At 59.8% G+C, this 19,953-nt stretch carries 14 protein-coding genes, 1 tRNA gene and 1 pseudogene; 8 read left to right on the top strand and 8 right to left on the bottom strand.

Going from position 1 to position 19,953, the window contains the following annotated elements:
• Window positions 1-62: 62 nt before the first annotated feature.
• The gene (gene dinB, locus HHJ06_RS10960; protein WP_215429731.1) at window positions 63-1,142 is read right to left on the bottom strand and encodes a DNA polymerase IV; all 1,080 of its coding nucleotides are present in this window, start codon (window positions 1,140-1,142) and stop codon (window positions 63-65) included.
• A gap of 763 nt (window positions 1,143-1,905) precedes the next feature.
• Entirely contained in the window at window positions 1,906-2,859 is a 954-nt protein-coding gene (locus HHJ06_RS10965) for a bifunctional helix-turn-helix transcriptional regulator/GNAT family N-acetyltransferase (RefSeq protein WP_215429733.1), read from the bottom strand.
• Between the two features lie 166 nt (window positions 2,860-3,025).
• Here HHJ06_RS10965 and HHJ06_RS10970 point away from each other — a divergent pair.
• Window positions 3,026-3,236: pseudogene (locus tag HHJ06_RS10970) on the top strand (Ada metal-binding domain-containing protein); the annotation flags it as partial.
• Between the two features lie 54 nt (window positions 3,237-3,290).
• Window positions 3,291-3,830 carry a methylated-DNA--[protein]-cysteine S-methyltransferase gene (locus HHJ06_RS10975; protein WP_343206622.1) on the top strand — a complete coding sequence of 180 codons (540 nt, stop codon included), beginning with the start codon at window positions 3,291-3,293 and terminating at the stop codon, window positions 3,828-3,830.
• A 173-nt stretch (window positions 3,831-4,003) separates the two neighbouring features.
• On the opposite strand, the gene HHJ06_RS10980 is transcribed toward HHJ06_RS10975, so the two are convergent.
• From HHJ06_RS10980 to HHJ06_RS11000, 5 genes are all read right to left on the bottom strand, one after another.
• Window positions 4,004-4,078, bottom strand: a tRNA-Arg gene (locus HHJ06_RS10980).
• Window positions 4,079-4,251: 173 nt separating this feature from the next.
• Complete coding sequence (locus HHJ06_RS10985) at window positions 4,252-5,364, bottom strand: ABC transporter permease (RefSeq protein WP_215429740.1); 1,113 nt, start codon at window positions 5,362-5,364, stop codon at window positions 4,252-4,254.
• Between the two features lie 4 nt (window positions 5,365-5,368).
• The gene (locus tag HHJ06_RS10990) at window positions 5,369-6,475 is read right to left on the bottom strand and encodes an ABC transporter permease (protein ID WP_215429742.1); all 1,107 of its coding nucleotides are present in this window, start codon (window positions 6,473-6,475) and stop codon (window positions 5,369-5,371) included.
• The gene (locus HHJ06_RS10995) at window positions 6,472-8,235 is read right to left on the bottom strand and encodes an ATP-binding cassette domain-containing protein (RefSeq protein ID WP_215429744.1); all 1,764 of its coding nucleotides are present in this window, start codon (window positions 8,233-8,235) and stop codon (window positions 6,472-6,474) included. The genes HHJ06_RS10990 and HHJ06_RS10995 overlap by 4 nt, the downstream gene beginning before the upstream one ends.
• Entirely contained in the window at window positions 8,232-9,254 is a 1,023-nt protein-coding gene (locus HHJ06_RS11000) for an efflux RND transporter periplasmic adaptor subunit (protein WP_215429746.1), read from the bottom strand. The genes HHJ06_RS10995 and HHJ06_RS11000 overlap by 4 nt, the downstream gene beginning before the upstream one ends.
• Window positions 9,255-9,386: 132 nt before the next feature.
• Here HHJ06_RS11000 and alaS point away from each other — a divergent pair, with 132 nt between their 5' ends.
• Window positions 9,387-12,215, top strand: coding sequence for an alanine--tRNA ligase (alaS, locus tag HHJ06_RS11005; RefSeq protein WP_215429748.1), 2,829 nt, complete (start codon window positions 9,387-9,389; stop codon window positions 12,213-12,215).
• A gap of 33 nt (window positions 12,216-12,248) precedes the next feature.
• The gene (gene pssA / locus HHJ06_RS11010; RefSeq protein ID WP_102713129.1) at window positions 12,249-13,073 is read left to right on the top strand and encodes a CDP-diacylglycerol--serine O-phosphatidyltransferase; all 825 of its coding nucleotides are present in this window, start codon (window positions 12,249-12,251) and stop codon (window positions 13,071-13,073) included.
• Window positions 13,074-13,329: 256 nt separating this feature from the next.
• On the opposite strand, the gene HHJ06_RS11015 is transcribed toward pssA, so the two are convergent.
• Entirely contained in the window at window positions 13,330-13,845 is a 516-nt protein-coding gene (locus tag HHJ06_RS11015) for a hypothetical protein (protein ID WP_146016647.1), read from the bottom strand.
• A 64-nt stretch (window positions 13,846-13,909) separates the two neighbouring features.
• On the opposite strand from HHJ06_RS11015, the gene folP reads away from it, so the two are divergent.
• The 4 genes from folP (at window position 13,910) to HHJ06_RS11035 (ending at window position 19,944) form a co-directional block, all read left to right on the top strand.
• The gene (gene folP, locus HHJ06_RS11020) at window positions 13,910-14,749 is read left to right on the top strand and encodes a dihydropteroate synthase (RefSeq protein ID WP_215429750.1); all 840 of its coding nucleotides are present in this window, start codon (window positions 13,910-13,912) and stop codon (window positions 14,747-14,749) included.
• 8 nt (window positions 14,750-14,757) lie between these two features.
• A complete protein-coding gene (locus HHJ06_RS11025) occupies window positions 14,758-17,352 on the top strand; it encodes a YfhO family protein (protein WP_215429752.1) in 2,595 nt (864 codons plus the stop codon).
• Window positions 17,353-17,503: 151 nt separating this feature from the next.
• Window positions 17,504-19,264 (top strand): (E)-4-hydroxy-3-methylbut-2-enyl-diphosphate synthase, encoded by a 1,761-nt coding sequence (gene ispG, locus HHJ06_RS11030; RefSeq protein ID WP_215429754.1) that lies wholly within the window; start codon window positions 17,504-17,506, stop codon window positions 19,262-19,264.
• A 29-nt stretch (window positions 19,265-19,293) separates the two neighbouring features.
• Window positions 19,294-19,944, top strand: a complete 651-nt coding sequence (locus HHJ06_RS11035; protein ID WP_215429756.1) for an SDR family NAD(P)-dependent oxidoreductase — start codon at window positions 19,294-19,296, stop codon at window positions 19,942-19,944.
• Window positions 19,945-19,953 lie beyond the last annotated feature (9 nt).

A 19,953-nucleotide genomic window follows, 5' to 3' on the forward strand; every position in this document is an offset into this window, starting at 1 on the left:
ATCTTGTGGATAAGGTTGATTTTAAGGGAAGAAGCCTAAAAATATGGGAGTCTGTGGGAGGATTAGTATTCCAGGTCCAGCCAAAGCTGTTCCCAGATTCCCCCGGCTTGCTCTTCCCTGGGATGGGAAACGGACAGGCCCAGCAGGCGGAAGGTACGGTCTCCGGAATCCAGGTCTTCCATCAGGGTACGTGCCAGGGGCAGGATGTCCTCCGTCTCCGTCAGGCAATCCGGAACGGTCATGCTCCGGGACTTCTGGACGAAGTCCGGGAATTTGACTTTCAGCGTCAGCGTATTGCCCTGGAATCCGGAGCGCGCCAGGCGTCCCGCGAGCTCTTCCGACAGGAGGGGAAGGTGCGTTTTCAGGGCTTCCGCCTTGGTGGCGTCTTCCCGGTAGGTTTCTTCACAGCCCACGGATTTGCGAATGCGGGAAGGTTCCACGGGACGATCGTCCAAACCGCGGGCGAAGTTGTAGAAGACTCCTCCTATCTTGCCGAAATGGCGGAGCAGGAAATCCAGGCTCCGTTCCCGGAGCTGCGCCCCGTTGGTGATGGAGAGGGCGCGCATGCGTTCCGCGGTGGCATGGCCTACCCCCCAGAAGGCCTCAATGGGAAGCCGCGCAATAAATTCTTCCGCGCGGGAGGGGTGAATGGTGAACAGGCCGTCCGGCTTGCGGTAGTCTGAGGCGATCTTAGCCAGGAATTTATTGTAGGAAACGCCTGCGGAGGCCGTCAAATGAAGCTCCTGCCGGATTTCCCTCTTGATGCGCCGTGCAATATCTACAGCCAGCGGAATGCCCGGCTTGTTCTCCGTGACGTCCAGAAAAGCCTCATCCAGGGAAAGAGGTTCCACCAGGTCCGTATAACGGTGGAATATGGAACGTATCTGCGCTGAAACGGATTTGTACACGTCCATGCGGTTGCTGGTGAAAATCAGCTTGGGGCAGAGTTTCATCGCCTTCATGGAAGGCATGGCGGAACGCACGCCGAAGCGGCGCGCCTCATAGCTGGCCGCCGCCACCACGCCGCGCATCTCCGGCCTGCCTACGGCAATGGGCTTGCCGCGGTATTCCGGATGGTCGCGCTGTTCAATGGATGCGTAAAAGGCATCCATATCCACATGGATGATTTTTCTCTGTTTCATGGGTGCGCTTCATGATCCCTGGTGAAGGGAAAATCATGAGAAAAGGGGCGCCGCCATCATAACGCAATTTTCCTGCCAAGTCCAGTTGGACAGGGTAAAGAAAGACTTGAATATGAAAGAAAGGGAGGTTTCTGGAAAACGCGGCGATTTTGAATGAAACGGTTTGCAGGAAGGTGGTTGAACACCGGAATTTCCAGGGGAAAATGGAGTGCCGCCAGCCTGGGCGCGAATATAAGGGATATGTTTCTTTTTCCGGCCGCGCCATGCATGAGGGAAATGGGGAGGCGGAAAAACAACAGGCCGTTTCCCTTCTGCACGGGGGAAACGGCCTTGCTGGTGTTGGGGCATGGAAAGGGGACAGGATGCCTTTTCTATTGATGGCAGTGCGAATTTCGCCACTGTTTAGGGGCGGAGAGAGACGGGGAACCGGAGGGGAGGGACCCGGTTCATCCCCATCTCTAACTGTTATAACGGCGGACTGCTGCCATCGTCCGAAAGAAGAGTGAGTTTTTTCCTAAAGAAAAAACTGCCGGGCCGGAACCAGTGGAGAAATGTCCCCTTATAATAAAAATCTGAGATCAGGGAATGGCAATGCTTCCTCTTTTTTGATGAAGTTTGTTCACAAGACGCCAGACTGTTTTATCGGAAGAGGAGTGATGACCGTTTGACGGAGATATGAGGAAACATGAATTTTTTGACCGGAGGAAAAGACAGCGGCTTTTCTCCGGAACTATTCGGGACGGGTTGCGCAAAGGGTTGCGCGTTACTGGAGCATCAGTTCCATCTGGATATTCACCCGTTCATAGGATGGGTGGTAAATCTCAACTTCCTTGAACCCCGCCTTTCTGTACAGCTGGATGGCCGGGCGGAGCAGGGTATTGCTTTCCAGGAAGATTTTTTTACAGCCCAGTTCTTTTGCCTTGGCGATGACGGTCCGGCACAGCAGCATGCCGATGCCTTTGCCCTGCGTGTTGGGGCTGACGGCAAGTTTGGCCAGCTCATACTGATGAACGGGGTCATCCTTTTTGCACAGGGCGCACACGCCGACCGGCTCCTCCTTATAAAGCGCCACGAAAATGTGGCCGCCCTTGTCCAGAATGTGCTCCTGCGGGTGGTCCAGCGCGTGATGGTCCGGTTCTTCCATCTGCCAGTGCGCCGTAATCCATTCTTCATTGAGCATCTTGAAAGCGGTCTGGTAGCGGGGCTCGTAGGGAACAATGGCCACGTCCCGGCCTTCCCGTTCCCTTTTTGCTTCCTTCACCCGTTCCAGCAGCGTTTTTTCAGCCAGCAGGCCTTCCCATTCTTCAATCGCGCGCCACAGATCGTTCCGGGTTTGGCGGGAAATTTGCTCCACGGCGGCTTCCACGTCGGGATATTGTTCCGCCATGATATCGGACATTTTCTTTCCCTTGGCGGACAGCATGATGAGGTTTCTCCGCCCGTCCGTTTTGTCCTTTTTTTCTTTTACCAGCCCCCTGGCCCCCATTTCCTTGACGATGTTGCTGACCGACGGGTGGGAGTGCCCTATTTCCCTGGCAATGGAGGTGATGGTTTTGGCCTCTCCCCGTGACAGGACAAAGAATACGGGAAACCATTTGGGGCGGATGTCCACACCGTACATCCTGAAGATCAGGGCGGCGTCATTCGTTATTTTATCCGTCAGCATCCTCAGTCTGCTTCCAATGGCCATTTTCCCTGTCTGGTTGAAGAAATCCATGTTCCCTTCTCCTTTTGTGTTGTTAAAAACGTAACTGATTACGTAATTAGTTATATAATTGTTTGCCCGATGTCAAAATAATTTTTTTGAATGCATGTCCGAAAATGGCGGTAATTATTTCCGCAGTTTGCTATAGTGAGTCTCAAACGTGGAGTTTGCCAAAACCATGAAAGGAAATGAAAAGGCCTGGTATGCCGCATTTAAATCCAAGGATGCCCGGTTTGACGGCCATTTCTTCGTGGGGGTTGTGTCTGCGGGGCATTTATTGCCGGCCCATATGCCGGGCAAAGTTTCCCAGGCCCGGGAATTGCACCTATTACGCCACGGCGGCGGAAGCGGAACGGGCCGGATTCCGGCCTTGCCTGGGCTGGAGGCCGTGGGGAAGCATGCCGCCGTTAATTTATGGCATTCACTGAAACACTGAAAATATGATGTATTACTTAACACACTATTCGTCACCCCTTGGGCCGCTCACGCTGGCGGGCGACGGGGAACATCTCACAGGCCTGTGGCTGGAAGGCCAGAAGTATTTTGGAGGAACCGTCAACGGGAATATGGAGGAAAAAGATGGTCTGCCTGTGTTTGCCGCAGCAAAAGACTGGCTGGACAGGTATTTTGCAGGAGGGAAGCCCCGGACAGGCGAATTGCCCCTGGCCCCTGTGGGCGGAGAGTTCCGCCGGGCCGTATGGAGGATTCTTTGTGAAATTCCCTATGGAGAAGTAACTACTTACGGGGAAATTGCCCGGAAGATAGCCAGGAACGGAAATAAAAAGGGGATGTCTGCACAGGCGGTGGGGGGAGCGGTGGGGCATAATCCCATTTCCATCATCATCCCGTGCCACCGGGTGGTGGGCACGGGCGGCAGCCTGACGGGCTATGCGGGCGGAATCCCTGCAAAAATCCGGCTTCTGGAGCTTGAAGGAGCCGATTTGACTCGTCTTTTCACGCCGAAAAAGGGGACGGCCCTTTAAGGGAGGCAGTAATGTCTTGGGGTGAATGTTCCGGGGGGCTGGCAGGATGGCCAGCACTGGCGGAACGTTCCACCAGACGGTACGAGGAGACTCCAAAAACCGTTCTGATGTCTTGCAGTTCAAGAAACAAAAATCGCCAGCGCTGATAAATAATAACTTGCGGCATGAAAAAGTGGTAGGCCCGGTAGGAATCGAACCTACATCGTCGGTACCGGAAACCGATGTCCTATCCATTGAACGACGAGCCCATGTTCTCAAGGAGAACGAAGGAGATAGAATAGAAAAACCGGGCCGGATGCAAGTATTTTTATGCGGGTGACGGGATTGGCGTGATGAAAATGTTCAAGACGAAAGATTAAGGGCAAAAGGGCGCCGGGATGTTCCGGGGGCCGGGAAGGGAGAGTTTCCGTGGAGTTTTCCGTCAGGAGATTTTGTGATGGAAGGAGAAGATGGCGGCAAACACGGAGACAGCCGTTACAATGAGAATGGCTCCGAAGAGAGGCCAGAGGTCCAGGAATCCGGCTCCTTCCAGGAAGATGCGCTGGATGAGTTCCAGTCCGTACCTCATGGGGTTGAGCAGGGTGAGGTCCTGGAAGATGTCCGGCATGCTGGAGATGGGCGTGGCGAAGCCGGAGAGCATGACCATGGGCACCAGGAGCAGGAAGGTTCCCACAATGGCCTGCTGGAGGGATTGGGCGAAGGAGGAGATGCACAGCCCGATGGCCGCCGCGGTGATGATGAAGAGCAGAATGGCCGCGGCAAGCAGCCAGATGGAGCCCTGGAAGGGGATGCGGAACCAGAACATGGCCACCAGCACCACGAAGACGGCCTGCATGGAACCGGTGATGACCGTGGCGATGCCTTTGCCCAGCAGGATTTCCCCCGGGTTGTACGGGGCTACCAGAAGCTGGTCAAAGGTGCCTTCCTCCCGTTCCCGGGCGATGGAGAGCGCGCCGGATAGGATAGAGTTGATCAGGGCGAGGACGGCAATGAGGCCGGGCACGATGAACCAGCGCGTGATGAGGTTGGGGTTGAACCAGGAGCGGGCTTCTATTTCCACCGGGGTGGCAGCGCCGTTTTTGACGGCCAGGTCCGCGCCGAAGCCGGAGGCGATTTGCTGGGCGTAGCCAAGGGCGATAGCTGCCGTGTTTGCGTTGCGCCCGTCCGCGATGAGCTGGAGGGAGGCGGGGCGGCCCGTCTGGAGGTTGCGGGAGAAGTCCGGCGGAATGGTGAGCCCTACGACGATGTCCCGGTTGTCGATCATGCGGTCGATGTCCTTTTCCGTGGTTGCCGTGGCCTGCCGCCGGAAGATGCCGGTGCCTTCCAGGTCCGCGATGTACTGGGCGGCCGCTTCCCCGCCGTCCTTGTCCAGCACGGCGTAGGGCACGCGCGTGACGTTCATGGTAGCCGCGTATCCGAAGATGCAGATCTGGACGACGGGCGGGATGATGAGGGCCATGCGGCTTTTTTTGTCCCGGAGCACGGCCAGCAGTTCCTTTTTGACGAGGGAGGCTATTCTGACGAAGAAGTCCATGGCGTTATTCTAGGGATTTGGGGGCTTTCAGGCGGGCGATGCCCATGAGGATGACGGCGAAGACGCCCAGCGTGATGCAGCACGGGATGATGACGGAGGGGATGTCCCCGGCCAGGAAGAGGGTCTGGAGCAGGGTGACGTAGTAGCGCGCCGGGATCATGTAAGTAAGGGCGCGCACGGCGGGCGGCATGTTCAGGATGTCATACAGGAAGCCGGAGAGCATGAGGGCCGGCATGAAGGTGCCCATGATGGCGAACTGGCAGGCCAGGAACTGGTTTTTCGTGGCGGTGGAGATGACGAGGCCCAGCCCCAGGGCCACGATCAGGAAGAGGGCGGAGACCGCCAGCAGCAGGGTGAGGGAACCGCGGATGGGGATGTCAAAGACGAAGGCGGCGAAGACCATGGAGATGGCCAGGCTGACCATGCCCAGCAGGAAGTTGGTGGCCGCCTTGGCGGTGAGGATTTCCCCGCTGCCCACGGGGGTGACGAAGAGGCTTTCCAGCGTGCCCCGTTCATATTCCCTTGCCATGACCAGGGAGGTGAGGAGCGCTCCGATCATGGTCATGATGGTGACGATGACGCCGGGAACCAGGTAGTAGTGGCTGTCGTTGGCTTCATTGAAGCGGGTACGCGTCTGCACGTCCAGCACGGGGGCGGACTGTCCGTCCAGGGAGGCCGCCCAGGAGCCCACAACGGCCTGGAGGTAGTTGCGGATGAGGGTGGCCTGGTTGGCGTTAACTCCGTTGACGACGATCTGGACTTTCGTGACGCCGCCGTTGAGCGTGTCCGGGGCGTCGCTTTGCAGGGCGATGAAGGCGTCCGCCTGATGGGTGCGCAGCTTTTCTTCCGCCTCGCGGGAGGAGAAGACGCGGGTGGTCTGGAAGTATTTGGAGAGGGTGAGGCGCGTTTCCAGGTTGGTGGATTCGCTGGAGGCCGGAACGGCCAGGTACGCGATGCGCACGTTTTTGATGTCCATGCTCATGCCGTAGCCGAAGAGGAGCAGGAGCACGGCCGGGAGAATGACGGCGATGCCAATGTTGCCGGGGTCCCTCACCACCTGGTGGAGTTCCTTGACGATGAGGGCGCCGATGCGTTTGAGGGAGGCCGTCATGATTCTTCCCCTCCTTTCCGCATGTGTTCCTCCGTGATGGCCAGGAAGGCGTCTTCCAGGGAGGCCGGGGCGCCGTCCTTGCGGGGCGGGGCATAGTTGCGTATTTCATCCGGAGAGCCCTCCGCCAGCGTGGTTCCGTCCATCATGATGAGCATGTTGTCGCAGAATTCCGCTTCCCCCAGAAAGTGGGTGGTGATGATGATGGTGACGCCTTTTTCCGCCAGGGAGTTGATGCGCAGCCAGAAGTCGCGCCGGGCCAGGGGGTCCGCGCCTGAGGTGGGTTCGTCCAGGAAGAGGATGTCCGGGGAGTGGAGCAGGCCGCACGCCATGCTCAGGCGCTGCTTGTAGCCGCCGGGCAGGTGGGCCGCGGGGGCATTCATGTACGGGGTGAGGTGGAATTCTTCTTCCATGGAGCGGATAGCGTCCCGCCGTTCCTTTCCGGCCATGCCATAGGCTCCAGCAAAGAATTCCAGGTTCTGCCGCGTGGTGAGCATGCCGTACATGGAGAATTTCTGGGCCACGTACCCCACTCTTCTCCGCGCGCGGGCGGCGGCGGTTCTCAGGTCCGCTCCGGCCACGTTAAGGGTGCCTCCGGTTGCGGGCAGGAGGCCGCAAAGCATGCGGAACGTGGTGCTTTTTCCGGCTCCGTTCGGTCCCAGCAGGCCAAAGACCTGCCCCCGGCTGACGGAGAAGCTGACGTGGTTGACAGCGGTGAAGCTGCCGAATTTGCGTACAAGGTCCGTTACCTGGATGATGGTTTCTCCGCCGGTTCCCTGGTCGGGAGGAGGTGTTTCCGCGGGAGCGGGGATGTCCTGCGGGGTGAGGTCCGTCTGTCCGGCCAGCAGGGTCATGAAGCCGTCGGAAAAATCCGGCAGCCCCGGCTGCGGGTGGTATTCCTCCAGCTTCTGCCGCGTGGGGTGGTCACGCGGCAGGATGATGCGCACGGTGCCTCCCTGGGGAGTGGCGTTGATGATTCCGGGCAGGGCGGCCAGCCTGCTCTGGAACTGGCGCGCGTGGATGCCTTCCGGCGTGCGCACGGTGATGCACATGCCCTCCGCGCGGGCGATGACGTCCGCGGGCGGAGCATCCATCAGCAGGCCCCCCTTGTACATGATGAGGGTGCGGTTGCAGTAGGCGGATTCATCCATATAGGAGGTGCTGACCAGCACGCCCACGCCTTCCTCACGGGAGAACTGCCCCAGGATGTTCCAGAGTTCCCGGCGGGAGAGCGGGTCAACCCCCACGGTGGGTTCATCCAGCAGGATCAGGGGCGGGGAGGAGACCAGGGAACAGCACAGCCCCAGCTTCTGCTTCATGCCGCCGGAGAGCTTGCCCGCCAGGCGCGTGGTGAAGCGCTCCAGGCTGGTCATGGAGAGCAGGCTGCGGAAGCGTTTTTCCCGGTCCTGGCCGGAGACGCCGTGCATGCGGGCGTAAAGCTCCATGTTTTCCCTCACGGTAAGGTCCTCGTAAAGGCCGAATTTCTGAGGCATGTACCCGATGGAGGCCTGAATGGCCCGCGCTTTTTTGACGGAGTCCAGATTCAGGACGGAAATGGAGCCTTCATGCGGCTTCATCAGCCCGGTGATGAGGCGGATGAGGGTGGTTTTTCCCGCGCCGTCCGGCCCCAGCAGGCCCACGATTTCCCCGGGGGAAAGGCGGAAGGAGACGCCGTCCACCGCCGCAAAGGGAACGCCCGCCGGGTCCGGAAACATTTTACGGACGTTCCGGCAGTCAATCAGGGGCTGGGAGTCCGCGGTCATGGCCTGGGCTGTTCCGGAGCCCGCTGCCCGGCGCCCTGGTCCAGCGGGATGGTGACCGTGGCGGGGGCGCCCAGCCGCAGCCGGTTGTCCGGGTCATCCACGATGATGCGCACTTCATACACCAGGGCGGTGCGGAGGTCCGGCGTTTCCACGTTCTTGGGCGTGAATTCCGCCACGGAGGAGATGAAGCCCACCGTTCCCTTGAAGTCCGTATCCGGGAAGCTGTCGTTATGGACGGTGGCGGAAAAGCCGGGTTTTACCTTTCCCAGCTGGGATTCGGTCAGATAGGCCCTGACCCATTTGGTGTGGTTCAGGGAGAGGTTGTACACGGGTTTCTGCGGGGAGGCCATGTCCCCCTTTTCCAGAATCCGGTTGCGCACCACGGCGTTGCTTGGAGCGTAAAGCACGGCGTCCTTCAGGTTCTGTTCCCTGATGACCAGGTTGGCCTTCGCCTGGTTGTACTGGGCCAGGGACTGGGCAATATCTTCCGCGCGGGAGCCCGCCAGCAGCAGTTCCAGCTGTTTTCTGGCTACGTCCAGGTTGGCCGCCGCCACTTGCTGAGAGGCTACGGCGTCGTCCGCCTCCTGCCGGGAGATGGATTTGGTGTCAGCCAGCGCCACCAGTCTCTTGCTGCGCACTGCGGCGTTGTTCAGCGTGGCTTCCGCCGCCTCCACGTTTGACCGCGCCTGGGCTATTTCCTCCGCGCGCGGGCCGTTTTTAACGCGCAGGTAGTTCTGGCGCGCGGCCTCCGTCGTCTGGCGCGCTTCATCCACAGCCTGCTGCAGGCGCACCGTTTCCAGCGTGGCGAGTTTCTGCCCGGGGACCACGGTGTCTCCCTCGTCCACCAGCACGGAGTCAATCCGTTCGGAGATCAGGAAGGCCAGGTCCACCTGGCGCAGGTCCACGTTGCCGTAAAGGACGGCTTTATCCTCAGGCCCGGACGGAGCTTCCCGGTAGATGAACCAGGCTGCCGCTCCTGCCGCCGCAAGAAGAATCAGGAGGATCACCAGTTTTTTCATGTCTCTATTTATACAAGTGTATAATTTTTTACAAGTAAAAATACGTCCGGCATGACGGAGAAGGAATTAGCGGTTTACTAACGGGGGCGGAACAGGCATAATCCGGCGACTTTTACTTTTCCTATTATTGATATGATGACCGCCACCGAGATACGCCAAAGCTTTCTGGACTTTTTCCGCGAGAAACAGCACACGGTCGTGCCCTCTGCTTCTTTGATGCCCCAGAGCCCCGGATTGTTGTTCACTAATGCCGGCATGAACCAGTTTGTTCCGTATTTCCTGGGGGTATGGACCCCGCCGTGGACGCCTGCCCGCGCCACGGACACCCAGAAGTGCATCCGCGCCGGTGGCAAGCACAACGACTTGGAGGATGTGGGTTATGATTCCTACCACCATACGTTTTTTGAAATGCTGGGGAACTGGTCCTTTGGGGATTATTTCAAGAAGGAGGCCATCCAGTGGGCCTGGGAGCTGGTGGTGGAACGGTGGGGGTTCCCGGCGGAACGGCTGTACGCCACCGTATACGCGCCGGACAAGAGCAAGGGCGATCCCGGAGAGTTTGACCAGGAGGCCTGGGATTACTGGGCTGAGCTGTTCCGTTCCCGCGGTTTGGACCCGGACGTTCAGATCGTGCACGGGAACGTGAAGGATAATTTCTGGATGATGGGTGAAACCGGCCCCTGCGGCCCCTGTTCCGAGCTGCACGTGGACCTGACCCCGGAGGGGGATACGAAGGGGAGCCTGGTGAACAAGGATTCCGACCAGTGCATAGAAATCTGGAACCTGGTGTTCATCCAGTATAATGCGGAGAGCAACGGTTCCATGCGCAATCTTCCGGCGTGCCATGTGGATACGGGCATGGGCTTTGAACGCGCGTGCTCCATCATGCAGTGCACGGACGGGTTCAAGGATTTTTCCCGCAAGCCGTCCAATTACGCCACGGACGTGTTCCGCCCGCTGTTTGACCGTCTGGAGGTTTTAAGCGGACGCAAGTATGCGGACGTGTATCCGGCGCCCGGTTCCAAGAAGGTGGGCGCGCAGGATGATTCTCTTCAGGAGGCGATTGCCTTCCGCGTGATTGCGGACCATCTGCGCACGCTCAGTTTTTCCATAGCGGACGGCATTTTGCCGGGCAACAACGGCCGTAATTACGTGCTGCGCCGCATTCTGCGCCGTGCCGTGCGCTACGGCCGCCGCCTGGGCTTCACCCAGCCGTTCCTGGCGGAACTGGTGGATACGCTGGTGGAATCCTTCGGCCAGGTGTTCCCTGAGCTTGCCGCCCGCGCCGCCACCGTGAAGGAGGTGCTGAACCGTGAAGAGGCCAGCTTTAATGAAACGCTGGACCGCGGCCTGGAATTGTTTGATGCGGAAACGGCTTCCGCCGGAAAGGTGAGCGGGGAGTTTGCGTTCAAGCTGTATGATACGTACGGTTTCCCGATTGACCTGACGGCCCTGCTTGCGGAAGAACGCGGGCTGGAAATTGACATGGACGGGTTCAACAGGCTGATGAATGAGCAGCGGGAACGCGCCCGCGCCGCCCGCAAGAGCGAGGTGGTCCGCGCCCTGGATTTGAAGACGGATGCCGTGACGGAGTTCACGGGGTATGATGTGGACGAATGCGCCGCCACGGTGCTGGAAGTGAGCCGCCAGGGGGATTCCCTGTTCATCATTACGGACAAGACTCCGTTTTACGCGGAGATGGGCGGCCAGGTTTCTGATGCCGGGTTGATTGAAATAGGCGGAGACAGCTACCATGTGATGGCCGTCCAGCAGATCGGGAATGCCCGCGCCCATGTGGTGGAAGCCCGCGAGGGACTGGCCGTGAAGCCGGGGGACCGCGTGCATCTGAGCATTGACGCGGAACGCCGCCGCCGTGTGGAGGCGCACCATACCGCCACCCACCTTCTTCACTGCGCCCTGCACCAGGTGGTGAGCCCGGATGCGGCCCAGCAGGGCTCCTACGTTTCGGAAGACCGCCTGCGCTTTGACTTTAACAGCGGTGCCGTCACGCCGGACCAGCTCCGCCGGATTGAAGAGAAGGTGAACGGCTGGATTGAGGAGGCCCTGCCGGTTCACTGCACGGAACGCGCCTATGCGGACGTGAAGGGAAATTCCGCGATTGCCCAGTTCTTTGGCGACAAGTACGGGGACGTGGTGCGCGTGGTCCAGGTGGGTGGCTGCCGGAATGAACTGGACGGCGTTTCCATGGAGTTCTGCGGCGGTACGCACATTGCCAATACGAAGGATATAGGCCTGTTCAAGATCAAGAGCGAGGGGGCCATCGCCTCCGGCGTGCGCCGCATTGAGGCCATGACGGGAGACGCGGCTCTGGAAATGATCCGCCAGCACGTCGTCGCCAAAAGCCTGGAAATCGCCAGGGCGGTGGAGAAAATCAAGGAGGTGAATGGCGAACTGGCGGACATGGGGCTGGAACAGGTCCCGGTCCCCACGATTGAAGGCAAGCCGGGGCTGTCCGCCCTGGGCGCTTCCGACATCCGGACGGTGAATGATTCCCTGGCGCGTTTTGCCGCCTCCGTGGAGCATTTCAAGCAGACGGCCCTGGAGGCGGAAAAGAAGCTTAAGAAGGCCCGCGCCGGGCAGTCCGCCGCCCGGGCTGACGCCCTGCTGAATGAATGGCTTTCCGATGACCCCGCCTCTCTGATCCAGGTGGCGGAGGGCGCCGGGGAATTGCTCCAGGAATTGCTGAACGGTCTGAAAAAGCGCCAGTATGCGGGCGCCGCCTTCCTGCTGTGCGTGGACAGTTCTTCCTTGCTCCTGGGCGCTTATTGTGGCAAAGATGCCATTGCGGACGGATTGTCCGCCGGGGATATGATCCGCGAGGTTTCCGCTCTTGTCGGAGGCAAGGGAGGCGGCCGTCCGGACCAGGCCCGCGGTTCCGCCCCGCAGGATGCAGATCCCCAGGCTCTGGCTGCGGCGGCCCGCAATATTATTAATGATTAGCCCCGTACAGGGGCGCCCCACAGGACACTGATCATGGACAAGAAGATTTTTCCGGACGAACCTGAGATTCCCATTCTGCCGAACCTGTTTACGGCAGGGAACCTGGTGTGCGGGTTTTTCGCCATTCTGACGATTTTTGAAGGGATCAACCAGGCGGACAGCGACGCCGTGGCGGCCTTTTCCTATTACCAGAATGCCACGTTCCTGATTTTCGCGGCGTGCCTGTTTGATTTGTTTGACGGCCGCATCGCGCGCATGCGCGGGCAGGACGGCCCGTTTGGACGGGAGTTTGACTCCCTGGCGGACATCGTCTCCTTCGGCATCGCCCCGGCGCTGCTGGTGGCCAAGGCCGTCCTGTTCCAGCTTTCTCCGCCGGAGGTGGGCTGGGGCATCGGCATCTTGTACCTGCTGTGCGCCGCCCTGCGCCTGGCGCGGTTCAACTGCATGGCGGCCGCTCCCCGGAAGGAGGGGCAGAGCAGCGATTTTGTGGGCCTTCCCGTTCCGATGGCGGCGGGAGCCGTGGTTTCCACCATGTACCTGGTGATGTACCTGGCGGGCAGGGCTCCGGACGGGGCCATGGACCTGGGCGTGTTCAAGTACGTGATTGCGCTGGCAATGGCGGGAGTGTCCGTCCTGATGATGAGCCGGGTGGTTTATCCCAGCTTCAAGCATATCAACATGCGTACGCGGGGAACGATGTACGCGATCGTGCTCATTGTGCTGGCGGTCATCTGTATTTTCAAGTTCCCGTGGGTGATGCCCGCGGTCATTTTCTCCATTTACCTGCTTTACGGGCTGGTGCGTCCCTGGGTGGCCCGCCGCTGGCGGAACAGGCTGGAGGCCAGCGACGAGGAATAAGACACCCCGCTCTGTTGACAGGACGTTCCTGAATCCGCCCCCGTTTCCGGTACAGGACGGATTGAGGCGGTTGACGCGGGGAGCCGTGTTTTAGCCTTGAACAGGGCATTCGTGCACGTTCCTCCCTGGTTGGAAGAGGTGTGTATCCTTCCGGCCTGCTTCACGCGGCATGAAGGGTAAAACCGGACGGGCATCACGGGGATGAGGCCGGTTGAAAGGTGGCGGGGTGGAACAGTTTTCCCCGGTCTTCTGGAGCCTACTTGTTCTTCTTTTCAAAGTCGGCGGCAAAGGGGTCCTTTTCCGGAGCGGTTTCCTTGCCGTATTTCTCCACGTTTTTGTTGTCTTTAACCAAGGTGATGCACACGGGCTTGCTGCGGTTGCCCATGGCGTCATACCTGTAAAGGAAGCGGCGCACGAGTTCCTTGGTCTTGGAGTCGAACATCCGTTCTTCCACCAGCTCTGCGTTCTGGTTGTAGCCGTAGCTTACGTAGAACAGCTCGTTTTTCTGCCCGTCGAAGATGAGGCAGGAGAGAAGCTGGTTGTATTTGCCCCGGGTGTAAAGCGTTACGGAAACCAGCACGTTATGGGTATTGTAAGTCGTTTTTTTCATCCCCTTGCCTTCGTTGGTCTTTTCAAAATAGCTGCGTGATCCGTCTTCATGCTTGACCAGCCGGGAGGAGGAGGTCTGGACATTGAAATCGTCCTGGCTGGCAGCCAGGGCTCCAGATGTCATGGCCAGGGGAACGATGAGAAGCAGGGGCGATATTTTCATGATGAAAAAAGTGTTTCTGACTTATTAAAGTGATGTATAGTGCCTTTGACAAGAACGTAATTAGATGAACTGGCTTGTAAGGCGAGACCTATTGAATGTGGAGCGCGGAGGCGTGCTGATGGGAATAGTGAATGTGACTCCGGATTCCTTTTCCGACGGAGGGCGGTTCCATACGCTGGAACGCGCCGTCTCCCATGCGAAGGAGCTTGAACGGCAGGGCGCTCTGATTCTGGATATAGGCGGAGAGTCCACCAGGCCGGGGGCCGCGGAGGTTTCCGTGGAGGAGGAACTGGACCGGGTGCTTCCCGTGGTGCGGGAATTGCGCCCGTGCACGGAGGCCGTGATTTCCGTGGATACCCGCCATGCAGCCGTGGCAGAAGCCGTGCTGGAAGCCGGGGCGGACGTGATCAATGATATTTCCGGATTGCAGGAGGAGGGAATGGCGGAGCTGTGCGCCGCGGCGCGCTGCGGCGTGGTGGTGATGCACATGCAGGGAACGCCGGAGACGATGCAGGAGGCGCCTTCCTATGGTGACGTGGTGGGGGAGGTGCGCGGCTATTTTGAGGAACGTTATGATTTTCTGCTGGCGCGCGGTCTTGTTCCAGAACAGATTTGCTGGGATCCCGGCATCGGCTTCGGCAAGACGGTGGAACACAATCTGGCCCTGCTGTCCAATATGGACAAGCTTCAGGTGGCGGGGCGCCCGGTGCTGCTGGGCCTTTCCCGCAAGCGCATGCTGGGCGCCATTCTGGGAAGTGTGGAGCAGGGGCGCGCCCCGCTGGGTACCGCCGTGATGACGGTGTGGGGCCATCTGCACGGCGCCCGTATCCACCGTGTCCATGACGTGGAGGAGTGCGCCCGCGCCCTGAAACTGGTGCAGGCCGCTGAACCTTTTGTCCGCTGACCGCTCCCATGGAACCCGCTTCATCCCGTCCGGTATTGACGTCTCTGGCCTCCATGGCGTTTGCCCTGGCGGCGCTGTGCCTGTTTCTGGCCGTGCGGGGTATTTGGCCGCTTGGAGGCCATTTTCTGGAATACATGGATAACGGGCAGCTCGTTTATCCCACCTTGAAGTATTACGCGTCCGCCCTGATGAGCGGCATGTGTGACGGGTCCTTTTTTTATGATGTCAATTCCGGTGCGGGCATTCGCGTGAGCCCCACGCTGCCGCACCAGCTGCTGGTTCCCTCCACCTGGATTGCCGTAGCCATGGGGGACTCCTTCCTGTTGAAGGACATGGTCTGGGTGATGCTGGCGGATGTGATGTGCATCTGCCTGACGGCCTCCTGGTTCCTGAGGCGCGTGTTTCCCTCCCTGTCCGTGTGCTGGACCGTGCTCCTGACGGCGGGATATGCGCTGGGGGGATTTTTCCAGACCAAGTACGGATTCATGCAGTTTCTGGACCATGCGGCCATGTTCCCCCTGTTTGCCCTGGGCCTTTACCGGCTGGTAAACGGGGGAAAGGGGTGGCTGTACGCCGTGGGGCTTTTTCTGCTGGCCACTTCCCTGTACAGCGCGTTCATGGCCGTCGTGCTGGGCTGGCTGTTCGCCTGGGCCTATACGCTGCCCCTGAAAGGAACGGAGGAACGCCGCGTGCGCCTGGCCCGCGTGTTCTGGTACACGGCGGCGGTGACGATGGCTACCTGCTATTACTGGCTGCCGATGATGGACATGAGCCGGGATTCCATGCGCTCCCTGTTCATGACTGCGCCCACGTTTTTTGAACTGACGTGGCCGTTTGATCCCCCCAAATTCCTGGAACGCCTGTATGCGTGCCTGCCGGGAATGGCCTGCGCTTCCCTGGCGGCCGCCTATCTGGCCTATGGGAGGAAAGAGGCCCCTTCATCGGACCGGGGGAGGCGGTTGTTCCTTCTCCTGCTGGGCGCGTCCGTGCTTCCCGCATTCATTGAGCCCCTTCACCGGGCCGCCCACCTGTGGAGCTATGTGGATTTTCCCGTCCGGTTCGGGTTCATCCCCAATCTGGTGGCAGTCTCCTTCTGCGCCTGGATTTTGTCCGGCGGCAGGCTGCCGGAACCGGCGGGGCGCAACTGGGGCTGGGGGCTGTGCCTGGGCCTTCCCGCGGCGGCTTTTGCCATTTCCCTGCTTGTCCTTTCCGTGACAGATGCGGATTTGGCGGTGCGCCTGCTGCCATTGCTGTTTTTTGTGTGTGCATGGCTGTGCTGGCGGCATGCGGAAGGCGGGAAGCTGGCATGGTCCATCGCCGCCGTGATGTTGCTGGGGCTGCCCGTGGGGGCTGCCGCATTCTGGAAGCGGGGAGAAGAGGAAAAAGCCGCTGTCCAGACCCTCAACGCCGAGTGGCTGACGCGCCGCATGGGCGGATGTGCCGGGCTGCTGCGCGTGAAGGACAGGGACCGCCTGCTGGTGGACAATTCCGCCTGTCTGGGTCCGGTGCCCAGCATCAGCAATTTCCGGCATACCACGAGCATTGCTCATTTCCGTTTTCTGAAAAACCTGGGGTACCGGGATGAATTCACGCGCACGTACGGACAAGGGGGAACCCTGTTCTCAGATTTGCTGCTGGGGAATGGATTTATGCTGGCGTCCCGTCCCGTGGAAGGAATGGAAAGGGTGCTTTCCGGGCACGGGATGCACTTGTACAGGCTTCCGGGCGCCCGGTGGGGGCTGGTGGTTCCCCAAAACGCTCTGGGACTGAGGCTTGATGCGGAGGCTGATGTATTTACCAATCTCAATGCCCTGCATGCCGCTCTTTGTCCATCTGGGGAAGGGGCCCTGTACGTTCCCGTGGAAGTGCAGACAGAGAAGGATGGTGATGGATACAGGGGGAGGATTGCGGAATGTTCCGGCGCTGTGTACGGATTTCCGCAGACGGATATTGATGACTTCCGGGTCAATGGACTGGCTGTCCCAGTGATGGCAGTGGCGCAGGAGAAGCCGGGCTGGACGGGGCGCACTTATAACGGAGTTTTGGAATTGAAGCAGGCGGGCAGAGCCGGGGAAACCGTAGTGGAGGGAATTCTGCGCCGTCCGGTGGAGTCTCCTCTTCTGGCGGCTGAGGCGCGCGTGCCGGAGCAGGAAGTGCCGGTGCTGGGCAGGGAACAGGATAAGTACGGGCTGGAGGCACGGGGATGGGGAGGACATGTGGAGGCCGTTCTGTCCGCTGGAAAGGGAGAGGCGTTAATGATTCCAGTGGTTTACGACCGGGGATGGAAAGCCGAACGCAACGGCGTGGAAGCGCCCATTGAAAAAGTGGGGGAATTGATGGCGGTGCGTCTGGACGAGGGGCGTAACCGGGTGGTGTTTGATTATTACCCCCCCTTGTTAAAGGCTGCCCTGCTCGTGTCTGCGGGGGCGGCTGCGTTCTTTTTACTATGTGCGTGGCGGGTGCGGCGGCATCCGGAATCTCCCTTGAGAAGGCTGGCTGTGGCCGCCGGATACCGTTTGTTCCTGTGCTGTTCCGCGCTTGTCCTGGGGGCGGTGTATATAGGGGCCGTTGTTTTGTTTATCGTGCAGTCCCTGGGAATGTGAGAAAAGCTTTCCCCTGACGGAATACTTCCGGACGGGAAGAAGGCATTCAGCGTATGCACCACCGGTTTTTCCGCTTTTACCGGGCGTGGTGAAGAGATGTTCTGTTTTGAAGGATGGTTGACAGCGCGGCGCGGCGCGGTAGAGTGGTTGCATGCAGTCTTCCTATTGTCCGAGTCCTTATCGATATACGCGCCGCGTGACCCGGGAGGTCATGGTGGGGAATGTGGGGGTGGGCGGGTCCAATCCCATCCGGGTCCAGTCCATGCTGACGTCTGATACGCGGGATACGGACGCCTGCGTGAAGGAGGCTCTGGAACTGGCCGCCGCCGGGTGCGAGATTATCCGCCTGACGGCCCAGACCAAGGCGTATGCCGCCAATCTGGAAAACATATCCCGTGAATTGCGCTCCGCGGGCTGTCATGTACCGCTGGTGGCTGATATTCATTTCAAGCCGGATGCCGCGATGGAGGCCGCCAAATGGGTGGAGAAGATACGCATTAATCCCGGCAATTTCATCGACAAGAAGAAGTTTGAGGTGCGGGAGTATTCGGACACGGAATATAACGAGGAGCTGGAACGCCTGCGGGAGGAGTTTACTCCCCTGGTGCTGTTTTGCCGGGAACATGGGCGGGCCATGCGCATCGGGTCCAATCACGGTTCCCTGTCCGACCGCATTTTGAACCGTTTTGGAGATACCCCGGAGGGGATGGTGGAGAGCGCGATTGAGTTTGCCCGGATTGCCCGCGACCTGGATTACCATTCCCTGGTGTTTTCCATGAAGGCCTCCAACGTGAAGGTGATGGTGGCCGCCTACCGCCTGCTGGTGGAGCGCCTGAATGCGCTGGGCCCGGACTGGAATTATCCCATTCATCTGGGGGTGACGGAAGCCGGAGGGGGCGAGGATGGACGCATCAAGAGCGCCGTGGGCATCGGTTCCCTGCTGATGGACGGCATTGGGGATACCCTGCGCGTCTCCCTGACGGAGGACGCCGTGCAGGAAGTGCCGGTGGCCTACCGCCTGTCCAATCCGTTCCAGCCGTCGGAACGTTTCGATGATCCTCCTTCTTCCTTTCCTGAACCTGAACTGGGGTACGATTCCCTGAAGTTTTCCAAAAGGCAGGGGGGATTGGCGATGTGCTACGGCGTGCGCCTGGGTTGGGACCAGCCCGTGCGGGTGGTTGTGCCGGATGCCGGGTTTTACGCCCTTCAGACGGAACGGGAGGCGATGGGGGACATGATGCCGGAACTGGCTTATGGCCAGTTGGATGTCATTGAGGTAGACCCCCGGCGCGACGATGAACTTGAGCCGCTGAAAGAATTGGCGGAGCCGTCCATTGTCACCGTGAAGAACGGCCTGGACATGGAACCCGTTTATGCCTTCCGCCTGCTGGCGGCCCGCATTGAAGACAGGCACCTGGTTCTGCTGAAGGATACGCTGGTTCCCGGTTCCGTTTCCGATGAAGACGTGCCGCTGGTGGCTGCGCGCAATATCGGCTCCCTGCTGAGCGACGGCATTGGGGATGCGCTGCTGATTCAGGGAGAGTCCGATCCGCGGCTGGCTTCCTTCCTGGGATTCAATATTTTACAGGCCACCGGAACGCGCCTGACCCGGGCGGATTATGTTTCCTGCCCGTCCTGCGGGCGCACCCTCTACAATATTCAGGAGGCTACCGCCCGCATCCGGAAAGCCACGGAGCATTTGAAGGGCGTGAAGATTGCCGTGATGGGGTGCATTGTGAACGGGCCCGGTGAAATGGCGGATGCCGATTTCGGCTATGTGGGCGGCGCTCCGAACAAGATCAACCTGTACGTGAAGCATACCCCCGTCAAGTTCAACATTCCCCAGGAGGAGGCCGTGGAGCGGCTGGTGGACCTGATCAAGGAATACGGGCGGTGGGTGGACCCCAAGTGAGGCTCTGATGGTTCTGGAAAGATTCCGGTATGGGAAGGTTGTTCATCAGCGGCGGTCACGGCGGTTTGGCGCGGGCCGCCGTGGAATGTTTTACCGCTGCCGGCTGGGAGGCGGATGCGCCGTCCCATACGGAGCTGGATGTGGAGGACCGCTCCGCCGTGCGCCGCTGGTTTGACGGGCATCCCGCCTATGATCTGGCGGTCTGCGCCGCCGGAATCACCAGGGACAGGCCATTCCTGAAACAGACGGAGAAGGAATGGGACAAGGTGATGGACGTGAATGTGACAGGAGCCGCCTGGTGCGCCCGCTGTGCCGCCGCCGCTATGATACGGGAGAAACGGGAAGGGCAGGTGGTGATGATCGGTTCCTATGCGGCGCTTCGCCCGTCGCCCTCTCAGACGGCTTATGCCGCTTCCAAGTCCGCCCTGGAAGGGTTGGTGAAGAGCCTGGCGCGGGAATGGGGAAGGGAAGGAGTCCGCGTGAACCTGGTGCTGCCGGGTTTCATGCTGACGGAGATGACCGCGGGGCTGAGGGAGAGTGTGAAGGAGGCGGCTTTATCCAGGCATGTGCTGGGCAGGTTTAATACGCCGGAAAAGGCCGCAGCGTTCCTGCTGTTTTTGCAGGAAATTCTCACGGCGGCTTCCGGCCAGGCGTTTGATCTGGACAGCCGGATTGTCTGATGATGAGTT

The sequence above is a fragment of the Akkermansia muciniphila genome (genome assembly GCF_018709685.1).
In the GTDB taxonomy this organism is placed as follows: Bacteria; Verrucomicrobiota; Verrucomicrobiia; order Verrucomicrobiales; family Akkermansiaceae; genus Akkermansia; species Akkermansia muciniphila_E.